Annotated in this window: 22 protein-coding genes; 10 read left to right on the plus strand and 12 right to left on the minus strand. The window is 66.3% G+C overall.

The window, feature by feature from the left end:
- The first annotated feature begins 30 nt into the window (after nt 1-30).
- Nucleotides 31-1,896, plus strand: a complete 1,866-nt coding sequence (locus KZX42_RS09275; protein WP_248118919.1) for an ABC transporter transmembrane domain-containing protein — start codon at nt 31-33, stop codon at nt 1,894-1,896.
- Nucleotides 1,897-1,901: 5 nt separating this feature from the next.
- On the opposite strand, the gene KZX42_RS09280 is transcribed toward KZX42_RS09275, so the two are convergent.
- The 6 genes from KZX42_RS09280 to KZX42_RS09305 all read right to left on the minus strand — a co-directional run bounded on the left by KZX42_RS09280 (nt 1,902) and on the right by KZX42_RS09305 (nt 6,059).
- Nucleotides 1,902-2,933 carry a glycerophosphodiester phosphodiesterase gene (locus tag KZX42_RS09280; protein ID WP_248118920.1) on the minus strand — a complete coding sequence of 344 codons (1,032 nt, stop codon included), beginning with the start codon at nt 2,931-2,933 and terminating at the stop codon, nt 1,902-1,904.
- 84 nt (nt 2,934-3,017) lie between these two features.
- On the minus strand, nt 3,018-3,824 hold the full coding sequence (locus KZX42_RS09285) for an inositol monophosphatase family protein (protein WP_248118921.1): 807 nt from the start codon (nt 3,822-3,824) through the stop codon (nt 3,018-3,020).
- A gap of 101 nt (nt 3,825-3,925) precedes the next feature.
- Complete coding sequence (gene efp, locus KZX42_RS09290; protein WP_248118922.1) at nt 3,926-4,492, minus strand: elongation factor P; 567 nt, start codon at nt 4,490-4,492, stop codon at nt 3,926-3,928.
- Nucleotides 4,493-4,612: 120 nt separating this feature from the next.
- Nucleotides 4,613-5,173, minus strand: coding sequence for a tryptophan-rich sensory protein (locus tag KZX42_RS09295; protein ID WP_248118923.1), 561 nt, complete (start codon nt 5,171-5,173; stop codon nt 4,613-4,615).
- Between the two features lie 56 nt (nt 5,174-5,229).
- A complete protein-coding gene (gene bfr / locus KZX42_RS09300; RefSeq protein ID WP_248118924.1) occupies nt 5,230-5,730 on the minus strand; it encodes a bacterioferritin in 501 nt (166 codons plus the stop codon).
- Nucleotides 5,731-5,873: 143 nt separating this feature from the next.
- The gene (locus KZX42_RS09305; RefSeq protein WP_087119906.1) at nt 5,874-6,059 is read right to left on the minus strand and encodes a (2Fe-2S)-binding protein; all 186 of its coding nucleotides are present in this window, start codon (nt 6,057-6,059) and stop codon (nt 5,874-5,876) included.
- Between the two features lie 130 nt (nt 6,060-6,189).
- Here KZX42_RS09305 and thiE point away from each other — a divergent pair, with 130 nt between their 5' ends.
- From thiE to KZX42_RS09320, 3 genes are read left to right on the plus strand one after another with little or no spacing between them, the layout of a single operon-like run.
- Nucleotides 6,190-6,849, plus strand: coding sequence for a thiamine phosphate synthase (gene thiE, locus KZX42_RS09310; protein WP_248118925.1), 660 nt, complete (start codon nt 6,190-6,192; stop codon nt 6,847-6,849).
- 58 nt (nt 6,850-6,907) lie between these two features.
- Nucleotides 6,908-8,593 (plus strand): sensor histidine kinase, encoded by a 1,686-nt coding sequence (locus KZX42_RS09315; protein ID WP_248118926.1) that lies wholly within the window; start codon nt 6,908-6,910, stop codon nt 8,591-8,593.
- 43 nt (nt 8,594-8,636) lie between these two features.
- Entirely contained in the window at nt 8,637-9,416 is a 780-nt protein-coding gene (locus tag KZX42_RS09320; RefSeq protein ID WP_248118927.1) for a hypothetical protein, read from the plus strand.
- A gap of 4 nt (nt 9,417-9,420) precedes the next feature.
- Here the strand turns inward: KZX42_RS09320 and KZX42_RS09325 are convergent, their stop codons facing one another.
- On the minus strand, nt 9,421-9,762 hold the full coding sequence (locus KZX42_RS09325) for a VOC family protein (protein ID WP_248118928.1): 342 nt from the start codon (nt 9,760-9,762) through the stop codon (nt 9,421-9,423).
- Between the two features lie 98 nt (nt 9,763-9,860).
- Here KZX42_RS09325 and KZX42_RS09330 point away from each other — a divergent pair, with 98 nt between their 5' ends.
- Nucleotides 9,861-10,001 (plus strand): hypothetical protein, encoded by a 141-nt coding sequence (locus KZX42_RS09330; protein WP_248118929.1) that lies wholly within the window; start codon nt 9,861-9,863, stop codon nt 9,999-10,001.
- A gap of 3 nt (nt 10,002-10,004) precedes the next feature.
- Here KZX42_RS09330 and aroC read toward each other — a convergent pair whose 3' ends face one another.
- Both aroC and KZX42_RS09340 read right to left on the minus strand, forming a co-directional pair.
- Nucleotides 10,005-11,090, minus strand: coding sequence for a chorismate synthase (gene aroC / locus KZX42_RS09335; protein WP_248118930.1), 1,086 nt, complete (start codon nt 11,088-11,090; stop codon nt 10,005-10,007).
- A gap of 9 nt (nt 11,091-11,099) precedes the next feature.
- On the minus strand, nt 11,100-11,834 hold the full coding sequence (locus tag KZX42_RS09340) for a DnaJ C-terminal domain-containing protein (RefSeq protein ID WP_248118931.1): 735 nt from the start codon (nt 11,832-11,834) through the stop codon (nt 11,100-11,102).
- 111 nt (nt 11,835-11,945) lie between these two features.
- On the opposite strand from KZX42_RS09340, the gene pdxH reads away from it, so the two are divergent.
- Entirely contained in the window at nt 11,946-12,620 is a 675-nt protein-coding gene (gene pdxH / locus KZX42_RS09345; protein WP_248118932.1) for a pyridoxamine 5'-phosphate oxidase, read from the plus strand.
- 7 nt (nt 12,621-12,627) lie between these two features.
- On the opposite strand, the gene queA is transcribed toward pdxH, so the two are convergent.
- From queA to KZX42_RS09360, 3 genes are all read right to left on the minus strand, one after another.
- Nucleotides 12,628-13,728, minus strand: a complete 1,101-nt coding sequence (gene queA, locus KZX42_RS09350) for a tRNA preQ1(34) S-adenosylmethionine ribosyltransferase-isomerase QueA (protein WP_248118933.1) — start codon at nt 13,726-13,728, stop codon at nt 12,628-12,630.
- Between the two features lie 104 nt (nt 13,729-13,832).
- Complete coding sequence (locus KZX42_RS09355) at nt 13,833-14,132, minus strand: putative quinol monooxygenase (RefSeq protein ID WP_248118934.1); 300 nt, start codon at nt 14,130-14,132, stop codon at nt 13,833-13,835.
- Between the two features lie 96 nt (nt 14,133-14,228).
- Nucleotides 14,229-15,515 carry a D-amino acid dehydrogenase gene (locus tag KZX42_RS09360; RefSeq protein ID WP_248118935.1) on the minus strand — a complete coding sequence of 429 codons (1,287 nt, stop codon included), beginning with the start codon at nt 15,513-15,515 and terminating at the stop codon, nt 14,229-14,231.
- 136 nt (nt 15,516-15,651) lie between these two features.
- On the opposite strand from KZX42_RS09360, the gene KZX42_RS09365 reads away from it, so the two are divergent.
- The 4 genes from KZX42_RS09365 to KZX42_RS09380 all read left to right on the plus strand — a co-directional run bounded on the left by KZX42_RS09365 (nt 15,652) and on the right by KZX42_RS09380 (nt 18,757).
- Nucleotides 15,652-16,101, plus strand: a complete 450-nt coding sequence (locus KZX42_RS09365; protein ID WP_248118936.1) for an Lrp/AsnC family transcriptional regulator — start codon at nt 15,652-15,654, stop codon at nt 16,099-16,101.
- A 30-nt stretch (nt 16,102-16,131) separates the two neighbouring features.
- A complete protein-coding gene (locus tag KZX42_RS09370) occupies nt 16,132-16,608 on the plus strand; it encodes a hypothetical protein (protein ID WP_248118937.1) in 477 nt (158 codons plus the stop codon).
- Nucleotides 16,609-16,668: 60 nt separating this feature from the next.
- Nucleotides 16,669-17,013 carry a RidA family protein gene (locus KZX42_RS09375; RefSeq protein ID WP_248118938.1) on the plus strand — a complete coding sequence of 115 codons (345 nt, stop codon included), beginning with the start codon at nt 16,669-16,671 and terminating at the stop codon, nt 17,011-17,013.
- A 64-nt stretch (nt 17,014-17,077) separates the two neighbouring features.
- On the plus strand, nt 17,078-18,757 hold the full coding sequence (locus tag KZX42_RS09380) for a lysine--tRNA ligase (RefSeq protein WP_248118939.1): 1,680 nt from the start codon (nt 17,078-17,080) through the stop codon (nt 18,755-18,757).
- Nucleotides 18,758-18,819: the final 62 nt, after the last annotated feature.

Raw genomic sequence — 18,819 nt, forward strand, 5'->3', positions numbered from 1 at the left:
AGGGGCGTTCCGGGGCAAGAGGCGGGCACCATGACCGATCAGACCGCTTCCTCCCCCTCCAATTGCGCCTCCGGTCTGGCTTCGGTCGAGGGTCGGCCCAGCGCCGGCGCGCTTCTGGCCGAACAGATGTCCGAGGCGGGGGCCAAGCGCGCCAAGCGCCGCGACATCCGCCCCCTGGCCCGCCTTATCCCCTTCGCCTTGCGGCACAAGGGACACGCCCTGATGGCGGTCTTCTGGCTGCTCTTGTCCACCGCCGCCTCCCTGGGGCTGACGGCGCTGGCGCGGGGGGCCATCGACCATGGGTTCGAGGCGGGCGGCGCCAACCTGAACATCTGGTTCCTGATGCTGGGCGCCAACGCCCTGTTCCTGGGGCTGGCCACCGCCGCACGCTATTACTACGTCACCCGGACGGGCGAGCGGGTCATTGCGGATGTGCGAAAGGGGCTGTTCGGACGCATTCTGACGCTGGACCCGTCCTTCTACGCCCATATGCGTACGGGCGAGGTGCTGTCGCGCCTGACCACCGATATCGCTCTGGTCGAGACGCTGATGACCACGTCGGTGTCCTACGCGCTGCGCAACTTCCTGACGCTGATCGGGGGCGTGGCCCTTTTGTTCTTCGTCAGCCCCAAGCTGACCGGACTGGTCCTGCTGATCGTGCCGTTCCTGTTGGGGCCGATTTTCATTTTCGGGCGCCGGGTTCGTAAGCTGACGGTCAAGTCGCAGGATCGATTCGCCAACGCCGTCGGTTTCGCCGGTGAGAGCGTGGACGCCATCGAGACGGTGCAGGCCTTTGGTCGTGAACGCAGCGCCATCGACCGCTTCGGTGCGGCGGTGGAGGACGCGTTCAGCGCCTCCCTGACTCGTATGGCCGCGCGGGCCTGGATGACGGCCCTGATCATCGTCGTGATGTTCGGCGGCGTAACCCTGGTTCTGTGGCTGGGCGCGCAGGATGTGGTGAAGGGCGACATGTCGCCCGGCGCCTTGCTGCAATTCGTGCTGCTGTCGGTCTTCGCCGCCGGGGCCGTCGGCGCCCTGGGCGAGAGCTGGGGCGACGTGCAGAAGGCGGCGGGCGCCATGGAGCGGATCGAAGAACTGATGCGCGCCGTGCCGGGCATCGCGCCGCCCGCCCACGCCACAGCCCTGCCTCAGCCGCCGCGCGGCGAGGTCTCGATGTCGGCGGTCGGCTTCTCCTATCCGGGACGGCCTGACCTGCCTGCGCTGAAGGGTTTCAGCCTGACCGTGCGGCCTGGTGAGACGGTGGCTCTGGTCGGGCCGTCCGGCGCGGGCAAGTCCACGGTCTTCCGCCTGCTGTTGCGTTTCTATGACCCGCAGACCGGGCTGGTGTCGGTCGACGGCGTGGACGTGCGCGAGGCTGATCCTGTCGCCGTTCGCAATCGCTTCGCCTGGGTGTCGCAGGAAACGCCGTTGTTCTCAGGCTCGGCCTTGGAGAACATCCAGTTCGGCCGCGAGGAGACGACGCTGGATGAGGCCCGCATCGTCGCCGAGAAGGCCCAGGCCCTGGGCTTCATCGACGCCCTGCCGGAAGGGTTCGACACGCCCCTGGGCGAACGCGGCAAGAGCCTGTCTGGCGGTCAGCGCCAGCGTCTGGCTATCGCCCGGGCCCTGGTCCGCGATGCTCCGATCCTGTTGCTGGACGAGGCCACCAGCGCCCTAGACGCCGAGAGCGAACGTCTGGTGCAGGTCGCGCTGGATCAGGCGATGGAGGAGCGCACCACGCTGGTCATCGCCCACCGTCTAGCGACCGTTCTACGCGCAGACCGCATCGTGGTGATGGACGATGGTCGGGTGGTCGAAGAAGGTACGCATGATCAACTGGTGGCGCAGGGCGGGCTGTATGCACGTCTGGCTGAACTGCAGTTCCGGGCGACGTAAGGGGCTTAACGCAGCCCCTCGCGCGCCAGTGCAGGAAAATCACTAAAGATGGCGTCCACCCCTGTGTCAGCCAGCGCGCGAACATAGCCCGCCATGTCGCCGTGGGCGGCGGGCAGGGCGCCTGAACGACGCTCCAGCGGCAGGAAGACGTTTTCCGCTCTCAGGGTCCAGACGACGACTTTCAGGCCTGCGGCATGGGCGTCGCCGACCAATGAAGACGGCGCGGTCGAACGGCCCTGGGTGTCGCGGGGCATGACCAGCGTCACGTCAGGCGCGACCCATGCGGCATAGACGGCGACAGCCTTCAGGCCATCAGGCGTGATCATCTGGGCATAGGTCAGGTCGGGGCGATCGTGGGGCGCGCCGCCTGCGGCGATCAGTTGGGCCAGCGGGGCCTTGATGCGGCGTGACAGCCGCTCCAGCGGTCCGACCTCGAAACACTGGACGATGATGGGGGCGTCGGCGCCCGTCAGGTTCAGCCGCTCCAGTTCGGCGACGAAGGCGTCCTCCATGGGCAGGCCGATCCCGGCGAAATAGGTCGGGTGTTTCAGCTCTGGCGCGACGGCGATGGTGCGGCCGGTGCGTGCCGACGCCGCGCGCGCGATCTCCACTACCTCGTCAAAGGTCAGGATGGGGTCGCGCCCGTCATAGGCGACATTGCCGGTGCGGACCTGAGGCAGGCGCTCACCGGCGCGCAGGGTCTTCAGCTCGGCCAGGGTGAAGTCCTCGGTGAACCAGCCGGTGGTCACGACGCCGTCTATGGTCTTGGTGGTCTTGCGGTCGGCGTATTCCGGGCGGCTGGCGACGTCGGTCGTGCCGCCGATCTCGTTTTCATGCCGGTCGATGAAGACGCCGTCTTTCGACATGACCAGATCGGGCTCGATCACATCCGCGCCCTGTTCAATGGCCAGTTCATAGGCGGACCGGGTGTGTTCGGGCCGTTCGCCCGATGCGCCGCGGTGGGCGATGATCAGGGGCTGCGCCACGGCGGGGGCTCCTGTGAACAGGATCAGGGCGGTCAGGATGGCGCGGATCATGACCGCTGGATAGGGCGGGCACGCGACGCGGGCATGACAGCGCCAGAGGCTCCGCCTCCCAGCGGAGAGACGGAGGCCTTCAGCCTACGCCCCCTGCAGCACCTTGCGCAGATGCGGGTGCAGTTCGGTGTTCGACGCCAGGATCGACGCACCCGTCTTGGGATCGCCGTCGTTGTCGATGGTGGTGACGCGCCCGCCCGCCTCGGTGACGAACAGGATGCCCGCGGCCACGTCCCAGGGCTTCAAGTTACGTTCGTAATAGGCGTCGTAGCGACCGGCCGCGACCCAGGCGAAATCCAGGGCGGCCGAGCCCAGACGGCGTATGCCGGCGACGCGCTGGCCGACGGCGTGGATATCCTTGATCGCCTGGGCATGGCCTGTCTTGCCGATGAAGGGCAGGCCGGTGGCGATCAGACTTTCGGACAGGTCGCGACGGCCGGCGACGCGGATGCGCTGGTCGTTCAGATAGCAGCCCTTGCCCTTTTCGGCCCAGAACAGCTCGTTCATCACCGGATTGTAGGTGACCCCTGCGACGATCTCGGACGAGCCGTCGGGCGCCCGGCGCTCCAGCCCGACGGTGATGGCGAAGTGGGGCATGGCGTGCATGAAGTTGGTGGTGCCGTCGATCGGATCGACGATCCAGGTGTGGGACTTGTCGGTCCCCTCGACCATGCCGCGCTCCTCGCCCAGGAAGCCGTAGCCGGGGCGGGCCTTCATCAGCAGTTCGAACAGAGTGTCTTCCGCCTTCAGGTCGGCGGCGGTGACGAAATCGCCGGGCCCCTTGCGCGACACCTGAAGCTGGGAGACTTCGCCGAAGTCGCGCAGCATCGGACGGGCGGTCTTGCGCACCGCGTCGGTCATGACTTGGAGCAGGGCGGAAGCGAGGGCCATCGGCGGATCTCCTGGTCCGCATGTCCTTGAAAGGCGCTCTGGCCCGGATATGCGGAGAAGTTCAAGAAAAGGGAACGGCCCCCGCAGGGGCGTGGTCAGGATTAGTCCGCGCGGCGGACGTATTCGCCGCTGGTCGTGTCGACGACGATGCGCTCGCCGGCCGACATATAGGGCGGGATCATGATGCGTACGCCGTTCGAGGCCAGCGCGGGCTTGTAGGAGGACGAGGCGGTCTGACCCTTCACGGTCGGCTCGGTCTCGGCGACTTCCAGCACGACCTGATCAGGCAGTTCCAGGCCGATGGGACGCTCTTCGTGCATCTCGATGACGACCTTCATGCCTTCTTGCAGATAGGGGATGCGCTCTTCGCCGACCCAGTCCTTCTGCAGTTCGATCTGCTCGTAGGTGGCGTCGTCCATGAAGACCAGGCTTTCGCCATTGTCGAACAGATAGGAGAAGTCCTTCTGCTCCAGCGTCACGCGCTCGACCTTGTCTTCCGAACGGAAGCGTTCGTTCAGCTTGTTGCCGGTTTCGAGATTCTTGGCCTCGACGTTGGCGAAGGCCCCGCCCTTGCCGGGCTTGACGTGGCTGGCCTTGGTGACGACCCACAGGCCGCCATTGTGCTGCAGGACCATGCCGGGCTTGATGGTGTTGCCGTTGATCTTCATGGGGTCACATCGGAATTGGGGTTGCGCCCGCGCGACCGTTCCGGAGCGTGGCGAAGGGCGCGATCCCTAGAGGAAGCCCTCGCAAAGGGCAAGGCAGGGCAAAATCCAAGCCGACGCGATCTAATGCAGGGTGCGCTCGCGCGAGGCGTCGTCGGCCTTGCGATGCAGGAAGTTGCCCAGACGCACGCCCGATCCGGTCGGGGCGGCCATCTTGCCGGCGCCTTCGTCCAGCTTTCGCGCCTCATGGGCGAAGGCGGCGGCGAGACCGGCCGAAGACATGGCGGCCATCACCTGCCGCGCCATGGAAGAAGGCCGCAGGCCCAGCCAGACGGCGTTCACCGTCTGAGCGGCGACCCACAGTCCCATGGCGCGGGTGCGTTCCTTTTGCGGCGGGGCGTTCCACACACGCACGGCCGACAGGGTGGTGGCCGAAAATACCGCAGGCAGGATCAGGCTGAAGGCCCCCTTTGGCTTCTCGGTGATCGGCAGATCCTTGTCGCGCACCTGTTTCAGGTTGCGACGGGGCTTCAACGCGCCCGAGGCGATTGTATGCGCCAACAGGGCGAAACCCACTGTCAGGGCGATGCCCGCGACCACATGGCCGGTGCTGCGACCCTGGCTGTTCAGCAGGTCGGCGGCGGCGTCGCGCACGTCGTCGATGGCGTCGTCAATGTCGGTCATGGTGCGCTCCAGCTTGCCCTCGGAAGGCTAATGACCGGAGCGCATCACGGTTCCCGTCAGGCGCCGGTTGCGGCGCCGTCGGTCACGATCTCCTTCATGGCCGACTGCAGATAGTTCTGCGCGCCCATCAGTTGGATCAGCTTGTGCTGGTTTTCCAGGAAGTCGATATGTTCCTCGGTGTCGGCGAGGATCTTCATCAAGAGGTCGCGGCTGACGTAGTCGCGCGCCTCCTCGCACTGGGTCACGGCGGCGGCGGTGGTCGCGCGGCTGTCCAGCTCAAGCTGCAGGTCGGCGCCCAGGCATTCGATGGGATCTTCACCGACCTTGAGCTTGCGCAGATCCTGCAGGTTCGGCAGGCCGTCCAGGAAAAGGATGCGTTTGATCAGCATGTCGGCGTGCTTCATTTCGCCGATCGATTCTTCGTAGATGACGTTGCCCAGGTGGGCCAGGCCCCAGCTTTCGAACATGCGGGCATGCAGGAAGTACTGGTTCACTGCCGTCAGTTCGTTGGTCAGCACTGCGTTCAGCGTGCGCAGGATTGCGGGATCGCCCTTCATGGCCATGGTCCTTGATCTCTCTGCGGCGTCGCTGCCGCTGTCGAGCGAGGGCATACCACAGTAAAACCCGCATTGTTTATTTGCGAGTTTTTATCACTACATTGATAGTGCGAGTGATTTTCGGCCGCGATGGGCGGCGAGACCTATTCGGCTGCGAGTGCGAACGCTTCGCGACTATCCTGGATCATCTGGCGCATTTCGCAGACGCATTTGGCGCACTGCGCTTGGCATTGATGACTGGCGAAGATGTCGCGCGGGCGTTGGGCGCCCGCCTCGATGGACTGGGCCACATCCCGTTTGCGAAGGCCGTTGCAGTTGCAGACGTACACGAGTGTTCTACGCGATCCACCGACTGAGAATGGTTCGCTATAGCATCTCATCTGGCGATTGCAAGTCGTTCTCACGGCATCGGTCGCCCGTGACCGTTGACGCGACGTCGCAGGGGAGGGAAGGACAGTCATGGCCAAGACACCCAACGTCCCCTACCGCCCTCCGTGCCGGCTGTATCTGATCACGCCGCCGTCCATTCCCGATCTGGACGCCTTTTCGAAGATGCTGGATCAGGCGCTGGCGGCTGGCGACGTGGCGGCGCTGCAGATTCGTCTCAAGCCTGCGGACGATGAGGTGATCCGACAGGCCGTCGCGGTGCTGGCCCCGATCGCGCGGCGATACGATGTGGCGGTGATCCTGAATGACCGGCCCGATCTGGCGCGCGCCACCGGCTGCGACGGCGTGCATATTGGTCAGGAGGACAGTTCTTTGGCCGACGCCCGGCGGATCATGGGGCTAGACGCCATGATCGGCGTCACCTGTCACGACGACCGCGATCTGGCGTGGGATGCGGCGGAGGGCGGCGCGGACTACGTCGCCTTCGGCGCCTTCTATCCAACGACGACCAAGGAAACGGTGCATACTCCCCCGCTGGAGCTTCTGACCATCTGGCAGGAAACGGTCGAGACGCCCTGCGTCGCGATCGGCGGCATCACCGTCGAGACGGCCGAGGTCATGGCGCGCGCAGGCGCGGATTTCGTGGCCGTCAGCGGAGGAATTTGGAGTTATCACGGCGGCGCAGCCGCTGCGGTTAAGCTGTTCAATCAAAAGTTGAACTTCCAACTTTAAGGGATGTTAGGAACCCTGTGGTCATGTGCGCCTGACGACATTCGGTCAGGACGCTTTCATGATGATGAGCCGCGCGCTCAACAGCGACGTCCCTCCCGTCTCCTCCCCGACGACGGCGCCGAAGGCTGCTCAATTCTCATCTGACCGCGATCGCCCTGACGCCTTCCAGCCTCTGGCGCCGGTTTTGACCGGTGTGGCGGTCGCCGTGCTGGTCGCCATGGCCATTACGTATGGGCGCTCGACTGGTCTGGTCGCCGCTCTGTGGGGCGCGAGCGGGGTGGCTATCGCGGTGTGGCTGCGCACAAGCCGGGGGCGCGCCGGCGACCTGATGTTCGCCGCCGTTCTGACGATCAGCCTCCTGATCGGCGAGATCATTGCGGGCAACAAGCCGCTGCTCGCGCTGGCCTTCACGGCCGCAGGCATGGTCGAGATCGTCTCCGCCGTTCTGTTGGCGCGGCGTTTCGCCCCGACGCTGAACCTGTCGACGCTGAACGGTGCGGCCGGCTTCCTGCTCTTCGCGGCCGTGCTGGCCCCCATCCCCGCCGCCCTGTGCAGCGTTTTGATCCAGTGGCAGAGCGGCCAGCCGAACCTATGGCAAGGCTTCCAGACTTGGTGGTTCGGTCATGCGCTGGGCATTGCGGTGCTGGGCTCGATGGGGCTTTCGTTGACGCGCGCCACCGTGGCGCGGTTGATGCGGCCGGCCAAGATGATCGAGGCGGGCGTCCTGCTGGGCTGTGTGGTCGTCTTTTACTACGTCAGCTTCAGCGGCTACGCGACGCCGCGCTTTTTCCTGCTGCCGCTGCTCATGGCCATAGCCGTTCGGCTCGGCGTTGCGGGCACGGCCTTCACTCTTGTACTGGTGGCTCTGCTTTCGGTCGGCGGGGCCATGATGGAGCATGGCCCCTACAGGCAAGGCAACACGACCGAACAGGTCATGATGGCCCAGATGCTGGTGCTGATCGGCTATATGCCGATCCTGCTGGTCGCATCCCTGCTGGAAGAGCGCGATGTCTTGGCCGAGCGCGCGCGCGTGGGCCGCGAACGCGCGGAGAAGGCGTCCGAGGCCAAGTCCCGCCTGCTGGCCAATGTCGCCCATGAGATCAAGAGCCCGGTCGCGGGCATCATCGGCATCGGCGACCTGTGGCGTCAGGGCCAGCTTGGGCCGGTCACGCCGCAGCAGGCCGAGATGTCCGACATGCTGGTCGGCACGGCGCGCCAGATCGAGGCCCTGGCGCACGACCTGCTGGATGTCGCGCGGGCGGAATCCGGCGCGGTAAGGGTTGATCTGCGCCCCACCGACATTCCCGGCCTGTTGGAGGATGTGCGACGCGCCTGCCTGTTGCGGGCGGATCCCGCTGGCAAGATCGCGATCGATGTGGTGTGCGAAGGGGACGGACTGGTCGCCGTGGCGGATTCCCAGCGTCTGGCGCAGGTCATCACCAATCTGACGGTCAATGCGCTGAAATACGGAGCTTCGGGCGGGCGCGTCGTCCTGCGCGCGCTGCGCGCTGACGATTGCGTGCGGATCGAGGTCAGCGACTTCGGACCTGGCCTGTCCCTGCAGAAACAGGCGCAATTGTTCGAACCTTTCAACCGCCTGGGGCTAGAACGCTCGGCCGTCGAGGGGCATGGCGTCGGTCTGGCCCTGGCCAAGCGGCTGGTCGAGTTGCAGGGCGGCTCCATCGGCGTGATATCGGCGCCGGGCGAGGGCGCGACCTTCTGGGTTCTGATCCCCAAGGCTTGAAGCTGAGCTTGCGAACCCGGCCGCGCCGCGCAATGGTTCGGACATGACCCTGATCGCCCTCGCCACCGCCGTCGTCCTGTCCGGTCAGGCCGCTTCGCCCCCGCGCGCCGGCAGCGACCTGACACGCGACCTGAACAGCGCGCCCCCCGCCGCGGCATCGACGACCACGCGCGCCACGACGCCAGCGCCCGTCGCTGCGCCGCCGTCTGCTGCGACGACGCGAACCCAAACCCCGGCGTCGGCGTCCCAAGCGCCGGGCGCCAGCCGTCCGACAGCGTCCACGCCGGCCGCTCGTCCTACGACGACTTCGCCGACGCCCGCGCCGGGGACAGCGATCCCCAGTCGGCCCAGCGCTGCGCCACCTTCCGCGCGCGCCACGACAACGCCGGCGCCCGCGCAGACCGCGCCTGCTGCATCGCCGGCTGCAGCGTCGCCCGCGCCTGCCGCAACGCCAGCCCCCGCCGCGCTGGATGCGGCGGGGATCGCCGCCCTGCCGTTCCGAATCGAGCTTCCGGCTGGCGTGGTCATGGTTCCGGCGCGCGCGGGCGCGGACGCGGCCATCTATCGCATCCAGCGCGGCGACCTGACGCTGGCCATGATCTACGCCGGGCCTTCGTCGCAGTTTCCCATCTATGACGGCGACATGATCCGCACAGGCGGCCGGACCTCCATCGTCGTCAACGAGGGCGGCCGGCGTCTGGCGATGGAGCATCTGTTCCAGCGCGCCACGACGCCCAAGGAAATCCACGTCTGGATCGCCAGCGTCGTAGGCGCGGACCGCGACCTAGCCGAGCGGATCGGCCAGTCGGTCGATCCGCGCTGAGACTTCAGGTCTCGGACCAGACCGCCATTTCGGTCCCGGCAGGGTCGACGAAGTGGAAACGCCGCCCACCGGGGAAGGCGTAGATCGGCTTGACGATGCGCCCGCCCGCCGCCTCGACGCGGGCCAGCATGGCTTGCAGATCGTGAGCGTAGAGAACGGGCAGGGGCGCCGGCGTCCGGTCGGCCGGATCAGCGTCGAAACCACCTTCCAGACCCTGGTCGAAGGCGGCGTATGTCGGGCCGTAGTCTACGAACGTCCAGCCGAACGCCTGACTGTAGAAGGCCTTGGTTTCCGGCAGGTCGGCGGCTGGCAGTTCCAGATAGTCTAGCTTCCCGTCTTCACGCACGGTTGATCTCCTGTTTTCCAAGCCACCAAAACAGGCTCTTGCACGACCGCGCGACTTGCGCAAACCTGCAAACGGTTCGCAGTTGCAGGAGTCGAGCGGTGATCGTGATGACCACGGGATTGGCGGGCCTGGTCGCCCTGATGCAGCGGGAGGAGCGACCGCTGGCGGTCGTGCGGCCGGTTCCGGGCGCTGCTCCCATTCAACCCGCCGACGTTGCGCGCCGACGCGCGAGCCGCTGAACCCTAGCCGACCTGGGCGCGGTGCCTCAGGAAGGCGTCGGCCAGGACGCAGGCGGCCATGGCCTCGATCACCGGAACGGCGCGCAGGGCGACACAGGGGTCGTGGCGGCCCTTGGTGCGCAGGTCCGTCTCCTCGCCGTCGCGGGTGATCGTCTGTCGCAGCGTGAGGATAGAGGAGGTCGCCTTGAACGCCACGCGCGCCGTGACGGGCTGGCCCGTAGAAATCCCGCCCAGCACGCCGCCCGCCTTGTTCGACAGGAAGACCGGCTGTTTGTTGAGGTCCAGCCGCATCTCGTCGGCGTTTTCCTCGCCCGTCAGCTCGGCGGCGTCAAAGCCCGCGCCGATCTCCACGCCCTTGGCGGCGTTGATCGACATCAGGGCCGCCGCAAGTTCGGAATCCAGCTTGGCGTAGATCGGCGCGCCCCACCCGGCCGGAACTCCCGTGACCTCCAGCGCCACCACGGCGCCGACCGATGACCCGGCCTTTCGGACGCCGTCCAGATAGGCCTCCCACGTCGGCACGACCTCGGCCGAGGCGGCGAACAACGGGTTGCCATGCACGGCGTCGAAGTCGATCTGGTCAGGCGCGATCCGGTGCGGACCGATCTGGACGACGCCCGCGCGGATTTTCACGCCTTCGCCAAGCACCTTGCGCGCCACCGCCCCGGCCGCCACGCGGCTGGCGGTTTCGCGCGCCGAGGATCGTCCGCCGCCCCGGTGGTCGCGCACGCCGTATTTGATCTGGTAGGCGAAATCGGCGTGGCCCGGCCGGTAGGCCCGGGCGATCTCGCCATAGTCCTTGGACCGCTGGTCCTCGTTTTCGATCAGGATCGAGATCGGCGTGCCGGTGGTGACGGGGCCGTCGCCGTCATCGAACACGCCCGATAGGATGCGAGCCGTGTCGCTTTCCTTTCGCTGGGTCACGAAGCGGCTGCCGCCCGGCTTTCTCTGGTCCAGCCACGGCTGGACGTCGGCCTCGGTCAGCGGCAGAAGGGGCGGGCAGCCGTCGATGACGCAGCCGATGGCCGGGCCATGGCTCTCGCCCCAGGTGGTCACGCGAAACAGATGGCCGAAGGTGTTGTGCGACATGGCCCCGACTTAGGCCGCCAGACGTTCCTGCGTCCAGACCCGCGTGAACCGGACCAGCAGGTCTTCGGCTGCGGACGGGGTGTCCGACGACGGCGTCAGGGTCACGAACAGATGCCCCGCCGCCCGCGATCCACGCGCGGGCAGGCCCAGTCCCTTCAACCGTACGCGGATGGGCGGCGCCATATCCGCCGTGATCCAGGCCGAGCGGGTTCCCATATGGGTCTCGATCTCCACCCGTCCGCCATCGGCCATCAGGCGGCGCTCGACTGGCCAGGACATGAACAGGTCGTCGCCCATCGCGGATAGGCCGTCTTCTGGCCGGATCAGCACGGCCAGATACAGGTCCGCTCCGTCCACCGCCCCCCGTCGCAGTCGCAGATGGTCCCCGGTGCGCAAGCCTTTCGGCGTCGTGACGCGCACGGTGCGGGCGCCCAGCCTGATCTCCACCTTACCGCCGGCCAGGGCCTGCATCGGCGACAGGGCCAGGACGGGCGCGGGCGCCGGGCGAATGCGGGGCGGGGCCAAGGCGGCCTGACCAGGCTGGTGCGCCTGGATCAGGCGATAGGCTGCGATCACACGCCGGAAACGTTCAGCGTCGCCGCCCGCCTGATCCGGCCGCGCCGCCTTCACCGCCTCGCGGAAGGCGGCCTTCAAGGTTGGCGCGTCCACATCGGCTACGACGCCCAAGACGGCTAAGGCTTCGCGGACGCCGGAGACGTCGGATGAAGGACGGTGCGCGCTCATGGCCGCAACCGTTCGCCGATCAGGGTCAATGGTCGGTTAACCGTGATCGAGATGCGGCCGTTTTTGACGTCGATCATTTGCACCGAAAAGCCTAGGCGCTAAATCGGCGTCATGACCGCATCCGTGATCCCGCCCAGCCCGTCGCGTGAGGAATACGCCCGCGACTACGCCGCCGCCCTGGCCGCCAATGGCGACGAGAGTATCTTCGCGCGGGCCGAACCCATGGGGCTGTTCATCGAATGGCTGGCCGACGCGCGGGCGCACGAGCCGAACGACGCCAACGCCATGACCCTGTCCACCGTCGATGCGGACGGCCTGCCCGATGCGCGGATCGTATTGTTGAAGGACGTGGATGCGCGCGGCTTCACCTTCTATTCTAACAGCGAGAGCGCCAAGGGTGTCGAACTGGCGGGTCGCCCCGTCGCCGCCCTGACCTTTCACTGGAAGTCGCTGCGGCGTCAGGTGCGGATAAGGGGTGCGGCAGAGCCGGTGACGGCGGCCGAGGCCGACGCCTATTTTGCCAGCCGCGCGCGCGAAAGCCGGATCGGCGCCTGGGCCTCGGACCAGTCGCGCCCGCTGTCGGATCGCCCGGCGTTGGAGGAGGCGGTTGGTCGCGAGACGGCGCGGTTCGACGGTCAGGAGGTGCTGCGCCCGTCCCACTGGACCGGCTGGCGCGTCGTGCCGCAATCGGTCGAGTTCTGGCGCGACCGGCCGTTCCGACTGCATGACCGACTGCGGTTCGACCGTGACGGCGACAACTGGCGCTCGGGCCGCCTGTGGCCCTGAGCCGCGATCAGGCGCGGAACAGCAGCGATCCGTCGCCGTAGGAATAGAAGCGATATCCGTCGGCGACAGCGTGAGCATAGGCCGCCTTCATCACGGCCTGTCCGGCGAAGGCGCTGACCAGCATGAACAGAGTCGATTTGGGCAGGTGGAAGTTGGTCATCAGCACGTCGACCGCGCGGAACCGATAGCCCGGCGTGATAAAGATGGCCGTGTCGCCGTGGAAGGGCTTGATCTCGCCATCCTCGGCCGTGGCGCTTTCCAGCAGGCGCAGGCTGGTGGTGCCGACGCAGACGATGCGGCCGCCAGCGGCGTGGACGGCGTTCAGGGCGGCGGCGGTTTCGGGCGGCACCTCGCCCCATTCGCTGTGCATCTTGTGATCGGCCAGATCGTCGGCCTTGACCGGCAGGAAGGTGCCGGCGCCGACGTGCAGGGTCAGGGCGTGGGTCGAGACGCCCTTCGCCCGAATGGCGTCCAGCAGGGCAGGGGTGAAGTGCAGGCCCGCCGTGGGAGCGGCGACCGATCCGTCATGCTGGGCATAGACGGTCTGATAGTCGGAACGGTCGCGGTCGTCCTCGGGCCGTTTGGCGGCGATATAGGGCGGCAGGGGCATGACCCCGACATCACGAATGGCGTCGTCCAGCACTGGGCCGGACAGGTCGAACTTCAGCGCGATCAGGCCGTCGTCGCCCTTGGCCGTGACGGTGGCGTCCAGACGACCCAGGTCGCAGGCTGCGTCACTTTCGTTTCCAAAACGAATCCGGTCGCCCGGCTTGATGCGCTTGCCCGGTTTCATGAAGGCGGACCAGACATCGGGGGCGTCGCGGTGGTGCAGGGTGGCCTCGACCGCGACCGTCAATGTGTCGCCTTCCGGCCCGCCGACGACGGGGTTCGGGCGCTGGCGAACGCCCGACAGGCGCGCAGGGATCACGCGCGTGTCGTTGAACACCAAGGCGTCGCCGGGACGCAGGAAGTCGGGCAGGTCGCGGATGACCCGATCCTGAAGCGCATTCCCATCGACCACCAGCAGGCGGGCGCTATCGCGCGGATCGGCCGGACGCAGGGCGATGCGGTCCTCGGGCAGGTCGAAATCGAAATCAGCAGTCTTCATCGGGCGCTCTATACGAGCGTCAGACAGGGTGCGCTATGATTTGAATGAGTGCGGCTGGAAGCGGACGCGCGCGATGCCCGTGAAGGGGAAGAGCGAATTGCGGATTAGGTGCGGCGGGGCTCGTCCACATCATAAACGAACAGGTTCCGATCGCTTATTTCGAGGCCCGACCAAGCTGCGCGCCACTCGGCAATGTGCTTGGAGGCGAAATGTCGATCAAGTTCTGCCTGTCCATTCCAGCGTTCTTTAACGTGAATAAGGCCGGGCTCTAACACGTCTTCGGCATAGACATATTCAATGCACCCTTCCTCGGCGCGACTGGCGTCAACCATACGCTTCATGATTGGACGAGCAGCATCCAGATTTGATGAGGGCAGTCGAATGGTTCCGATGATCAGCAGCATGTGCCGAGCGTAGCGAAGGAGCTGATGTCTACAATAGGCGGGATACGAGATTTTGCGTCCTTGCGTGACACGTAAAAGTCCGGCCCTTCCAGTCTTTCACCCAAACCCGGGCGCAAACGCCCCCGCCCATGATCCATAGCGGCTCGATGCCAGGTCCCGTGTCTCGATCTCGGGCTCGGCGCCGTCGATCATGTCGGCCAGGACGCGAGCGGAGCCGCAGGCCATGGTCCAGCCCAGGGTGCCGTGGCCGGTGTTCAGATAGAGGCCGGGAATGCGGGTGGCGCCGATGACGGGCGTGCCGTCTGGCGTCATGGGGCGCAGGCCGGACCAGTAGCTGGCGCCCTTCAGATCGCCGCCGCCGGGGAACAGGCTGCCGACCGACTGCTCCAGCGTTTCGCGGCGCAGGAGGGGCAGGCTGTTGTTGTAGCCGGACAGTTCGGCCATGCCGCCGACCCGGATGCGGTCGCCCAGACGGGTGATGGCGACCTTGTAGCTTTCGTCCATCACGGTCGAGACGGGGGCACGGTCGGCGTCAGTGATCCGGGCCGTGATCGAATAGCCCTTCACCGGATAGACCGGCAGTTTCAGTCCCAGCGGCGCGACCATCTGCGGCGAATAGGAGCCCAGGGCCACGACGACGGCGTCGGCCTGCAGCGCGCCCATGCTGGTGCGGGCGCCGACGATGCGGCCATTGGCTTCGGTCAGGCCGTGAATCTGGACGCCATTGTGGAAGACCACGCCCTGTTCCGTCGCCATCTTGGCCAGAGCATTGGTGAACAGGAAACAGTCGCCCGTCTCATCGTTCGGCAGGCGCAGGCCGCCGACGAAGGGGACGTCCGACGCCGCCAGGCCCGGCTCTGCAGCGATACAGCCTGCACGGTCCAGAACCTCGCACGGCACGCCCTGGGCGCGCAGGACGTCGACGTCCTTATGCACGTCGGCCAGCTGCTTTTCGGTGCGGAACAGCTGCAACGTGCCTTGCTCGCGTCCGTCATAGGCGATGCGGGTCTGGCGGCGCAGCAGGTCCAACTGGTCGCGGCTGTATTCGGCCAGGCGCACCATCCGGCCCTTGTTCAGCGCATAGCGTTCGTGGGTGCAGTTGCGCAGCATGGCCAGCGTCCAGCGGATCATGGCCATGTCCAGTTGCGGCCGGATGATCAGAGGGGCATGGCGCATCAGCAGCCATTTCATCGCCTTGACCGGGATCGACGGCGCGGCCCAGGGCGCGGAATAGCCGGGGGAGACCTGACCCGCATTGGCGAAGCTGGTCTCCAGCGCCGGGCCGCTTTCGCGATCAACCACGACGACCTCATGGCCTGCCTGACTGAGATACCAGGCGGTGGTGACGCCGATGACGCCCGAACCAAGCACCAGAACCCGCATGTGACGCTTCCAAGCCGACTGTTTCCCGTTCCAGCCAAGTTAGTCGTGCGGCGTTCGATGATCCTGCCTGTTTGCGCAATGGTCGGCGGCTGATAGACGGTTTACGCAATTATCTGCGGTCAGAAGGCAGAAAATTGTGACCCTCCTCGATCCTGTCGATCAACGCATCCTGCGGCACCTGCGCGCCGACGGGCGGATCAGCAATGCGAACCTGGCGACGGCGGTCGGCCTGTCGCCTTCGGCCTGTCTCAGGCGCGTGCGTCGGCTGGAGGAAAGGGGCGTGATCCGGGGCTACGCCGCCATACTGGCCAATGACGGCGACGACGGGGTGGTGGCCTATGTCGAGATCACGCTGGAGAAGCAGACCGACGACCACATGCGCCGGTTCGAGGCGGCGGTCAGGAACCACCCGGAAATCCGCGACTGCTATCTGATGGCGGGGGCGGCGGACTATATCGTGCGGGCCGTGGCGCCGGACATCGCCGCCTATGAGGTGATCCACAAGGACGTGCTGTCGCGCCTGCCCGGCGTGTCGCGCATCCACTCCAGCCTGGCGATCCGCAATGTGCTGGCGGCGGCGGGCTGAACCCTCGTCGTCTTGGGGTGTTCAGATGGCATGAAGCCCACCGACCTTGTTCCCTCCGCCCTCATCGGCGCCGTCGCCAGCGCCCGCTCCATGACCCCGATGGCGGCCATCGCCATCGCCGAACTGGCGCACAAGCCCATGCCTGGGCGGGTCTTTTTGCTGAACCAGCCCCTATTTAAGTTTGGGGCCTTGTTGATGGGCGTTGGGGAGTTGTTCGGCGACAAGATGAAATCGGCACCGGACAGGACCGTCTTTCTGGGCCTGCTGGCGCGGATCATGAGCGCGGGCATCGCCGGATCGGCCCTGGCGCCGCGCGGCAAGGAGAAGCTTGGCGCGGGCGTCGCCGTGGCGACGGCCGTTCCCTTGGCCTATCTGACGCTGGCCGGTCGCAAGAAGGCTATGGCGCGCATAGGCCAGACCAAGAGCGGATTGATCGAGGACGCTGTGATCGTCGGCGCGGGCGCGCTGGTGGTGGGCCTGACCGTCGCGGGTCTGAACCGCCGCTGAGGGGGCTCGACAGCAGGACGAGCAGGGCGATAGGTGCGGGATGACAGAGAGGATTTCATCATGATCACCCGCATCCAGCCTGGCGCCCGCATGAGCGAGGCCGTCATCCACGGCGACACCATCTATCTAGCGGGACAGGTGGGCGAGCCGGGCGATGATGTGGTCGCTCAGACGAAGACGGCTCTGGACGAGATCGAGGCCTTGCTGGCCGAGGCGGGCAGCGACAAGTCGAAGATTCTGATGGCCCAGATCTGGCTGGCTGATATCGGCGATTTCGAGGCGATGAACAGCGTCTGGGACGCCTGGGTCGACACCGCCAATCCGCCCGCCCGTGCGACGGGCGAAAGCAGGCTGGCGTCGCCTGACTATCTGGTCGAGATCATCGTCACCGCCGCAAAGGGCTAAAAGCCCGTCCGCAAAGGGCGGCGGACGGTTGACCGCAGGGTTTGCAGCCTGCAAACCGCCGCCCATGCTACAGAACCTCGAAACGCTCGCCCGCGAGGCCAAGTCCTGGCCGTTTGAACAAGCCCGCAATCTTCTGGCCCACGTGCTGAAGAAACGGCTGGCGGAGGCGGATCGCGCCGAGGCGAAGGCCCTGATCGACGCGGGCAAGGCTGACGAGGCGCTGGCCAGGTTCGAGGCCCTGCAGCGGCCGGTGACCCTGGAGACGGGTTACGGCCCATCGGGTCTGCCGCACATGGGCACCTTCGGCGAAGTGGCGCGCACGACCATGGTGCGCAACGCCTTCCGCGCCCTGACCGGCGATCATTGGAAGACGCGCCTGATCGCCTTCAGCGACGACATGGACGGTCTGCGCAAGGTGCCGGAAGGCATTCCAAACCCGGAGATTCTGCACGAAGACCTGCATCTGTCGCTGACCCGCGTGCGCGACCCGTTCGGCGCCCATGACAGTTTCGGTGCGCACAACAATGCGCGTCTGCGGGCGTTCCTGGACAGCTTCGGCTTTGACTATGAGTTCATGTCCTCAACCGAGACCTACAGGTCCGGGCGGTTCGACGCGACCCTGCTGACTTTGCTGGAGCGGTTTGACGCGGTTCAGGCCATCATGCTGCCGACCCTGGGTGAAGAGCGGCGCGCGACCTATTCGCCCTTCTTGCCGATCAGCCCCATCACCGGCCATGTGCTGCAGGTGCCGACGCTGGCGCGTAATGTCGAGAAGGGGACGATCACCTTCGAAGACCCTGCCGGCGAACCGGGCAACCGCACCGAGGTGCCAGTCACGGGCGGTCATGTGAAGCTGCAATGGAAGCCCGACTGGGCCATGCGCTGGGTCGCGCTGGACATCGATTACGAGATGTCGGGCAAGGACCTGATCGAGAGCGTGCGCGAAAGCTCCAAGGTCTGCCGCGCACTGGGCGGCACCCCGCCCGAAGGCTTCAACTTCGAACTCTTCCTCGACATCGAGGGTAAGAAGATCTCCAAGTCCAAGGGCAACGGCCTGACGATGGACGAGTGGCTGCGCTATGGCACGCCCGAGAGCCTATCGTGGTACATGTTCCAGTCGCCCAAGTCGGCCAAGAGCCTGCACTTCAACGTCATTCCGCGCGCCATCGACGACTATCTGGCCTTCATCGAAAGCTACAAGACGCAGGAGCCGGCCAAGCGGATCGACAACGCCGTCTGGTCGATCCACGCGGGCGATCCGCCGACCCATACGTCGCCTGTGTCGTTCGCCCTGTTGCTGAACCTAGTGGGCGTGGCCAATGCGTCCAGCAAGGCGCAACTGTGGGCCTATTTCGCCAAATATCTGCCGGATGCGACGCCCGAGAACGAGCCGCTGCTGGACCGGTTGATGGACCATGCGCTGAACTACTACGAGGACTTCGTGAAGCCCTCCAAGTCGTACCGCCTGCCGGACGACAAGGAGAAGGCGGCGCTGCAGGATTTGGCGACGCGTCTGAGGAGGCTGCCTGCCGACACGACGGACGGCGAACTGATCCAGAACGAAGTCTATGCGGTGGGCAAGGATCACGCCTTCGACCCGCTGCGGGCCTGGTTCGGGGCGCTGTACGAAGTTCTGCTGGGCGCCTCTCAGGGGCCGCGTTTCGGCTCGTTCGCCGCGATCTACGGGTTGCCGCAGACGATCGCGCTGATCGAAGCGGGCGCGAAAGGCGAACTGGTCGCCTGACATCGTTTGGGCGGCTATCAACATGAACCGAAAATAACGGCGAAGCTCCGGGAGCCTTCAGG

It is taken from the genome of Brevundimonas sp. EYE_349, assembly GCF_023147505.1.
Lineage (GTDB): Bacteria > Pseudomonadota > Alphaproteobacteria > Caulobacterales > Caulobacteraceae > Brevundimonas.

Coding starts and splice junctions, on each gene's coding strand:
- efp (WP_248118922.1), bottom strand. CDS start 4,492: ATGAAGATCAACGGCAACACCATCAAGCCCGGCATGGTCCTGCAGCAC.
- pdxH (WP_248118932.1), top strand. CDS start 11,946: ATGACCGCATCCGTGATCCCGCCCAGCCCGTCGCGTGAGGAATACGCC.
- KZX42_RS09340 (WP_248118931.1), bottom strand. CDS start 11,834: ATGAGCGCGCACCGTCCTTCATCCGACGTCTCCGGCGTCCGCGAAGCC.
- KZX42_RS09320 (WP_248118927.1), top strand. CDS start 8,637: ATGACCCTGATCGCCCTCGCCACCGCCGTCGTCCTGTCCGGTCAGGCC.
- queA (WP_248118933.1), bottom strand. CDS start 13,728: ATGAAGACTGCTGATTTCGATTTCGACCTGCCCGAGGACCGCATCGCC.
- KZX42_RS09275 (WP_248118919.1), top strand. CDS start 31: ATGACCGATCAGACCGCTTCCTCCCCCTCCAATTGCGCCTCCGGTCTG.
- KZX42_RS09295 (WP_248118923.1), bottom strand. CDS start 5,173: ATGACCGACATTGACGACGCCATCGACGACGTGCGCGACGCCGCCGCC.
- KZX42_RS09360 (WP_248118935.1), bottom strand. CDS start 15,515: ATGCGGGTTCTGGTGCTTGGTTCGGGCGTCATCGGCGTCACCACCGCC.
- KZX42_RS09375 (WP_248118938.1), top strand. CDS start 16,669: ATGATCACCCGCATCCAGCCTGGCGCCCGCATGAGCGAGGCCGTCATC.
- aroC (WP_248118930.1), bottom strand. CDS start 11,090: ATGTCGCACAACACCTTCGGCCATCTGTTTCGCGTGACCACCTGGGGC.
- bfr (WP_248118924.1), bottom strand. CDS start 5,730: ATGAAGGGCGATCCCGCAATCCTGCGCACGCTGAACGCAGTGCTGACC.
- KZX42_RS09355 (WP_248118934.1), bottom strand. CDS start 14,132: ATGCTGCTGATCATCGGAACCATTCGACTGCCCTCATCAAATCTGGAT.
- KZX42_RS09280 (WP_248118920.1), bottom strand. CDS start 2,933: ATGATCCGCGCCATCCTGACCGCCCTGATCCTGTTCACAGGAGCCCCC.
- KZX42_RS09380 (WP_248118939.1), top strand. CDS start 17,078: ATGCTACAGAACCTCGAAACGCTCGCCCGCGAGGCCAAGTCCTGGCCG.
- KZX42_RS09285 (WP_248118921.1), bottom strand. CDS start 3,824: ATGGCCCTCGCTTCCGCCCTGCTCCAAGTCATGACCGACGCGGTGCGC.
- KZX42_RS09315 (WP_248118926.1), top strand. CDS start 6,908: ATGATGATGAGCCGCGCGCTCAACAGCGACGTCCCTCCCGTCTCCTCC.
- KZX42_RS09370 (WP_248118937.1), top strand. CDS start 16,132: ATGAAGCCCACCGACCTTGTTCCCTCCGCCCTCATCGGCGCCGTCGCC.
- thiE (WP_248118925.1), top strand. CDS start 6,190: ATGGCCAAGACACCCAACGTCCCCTACCGCCCTCCGTGCCGGCTGTAT.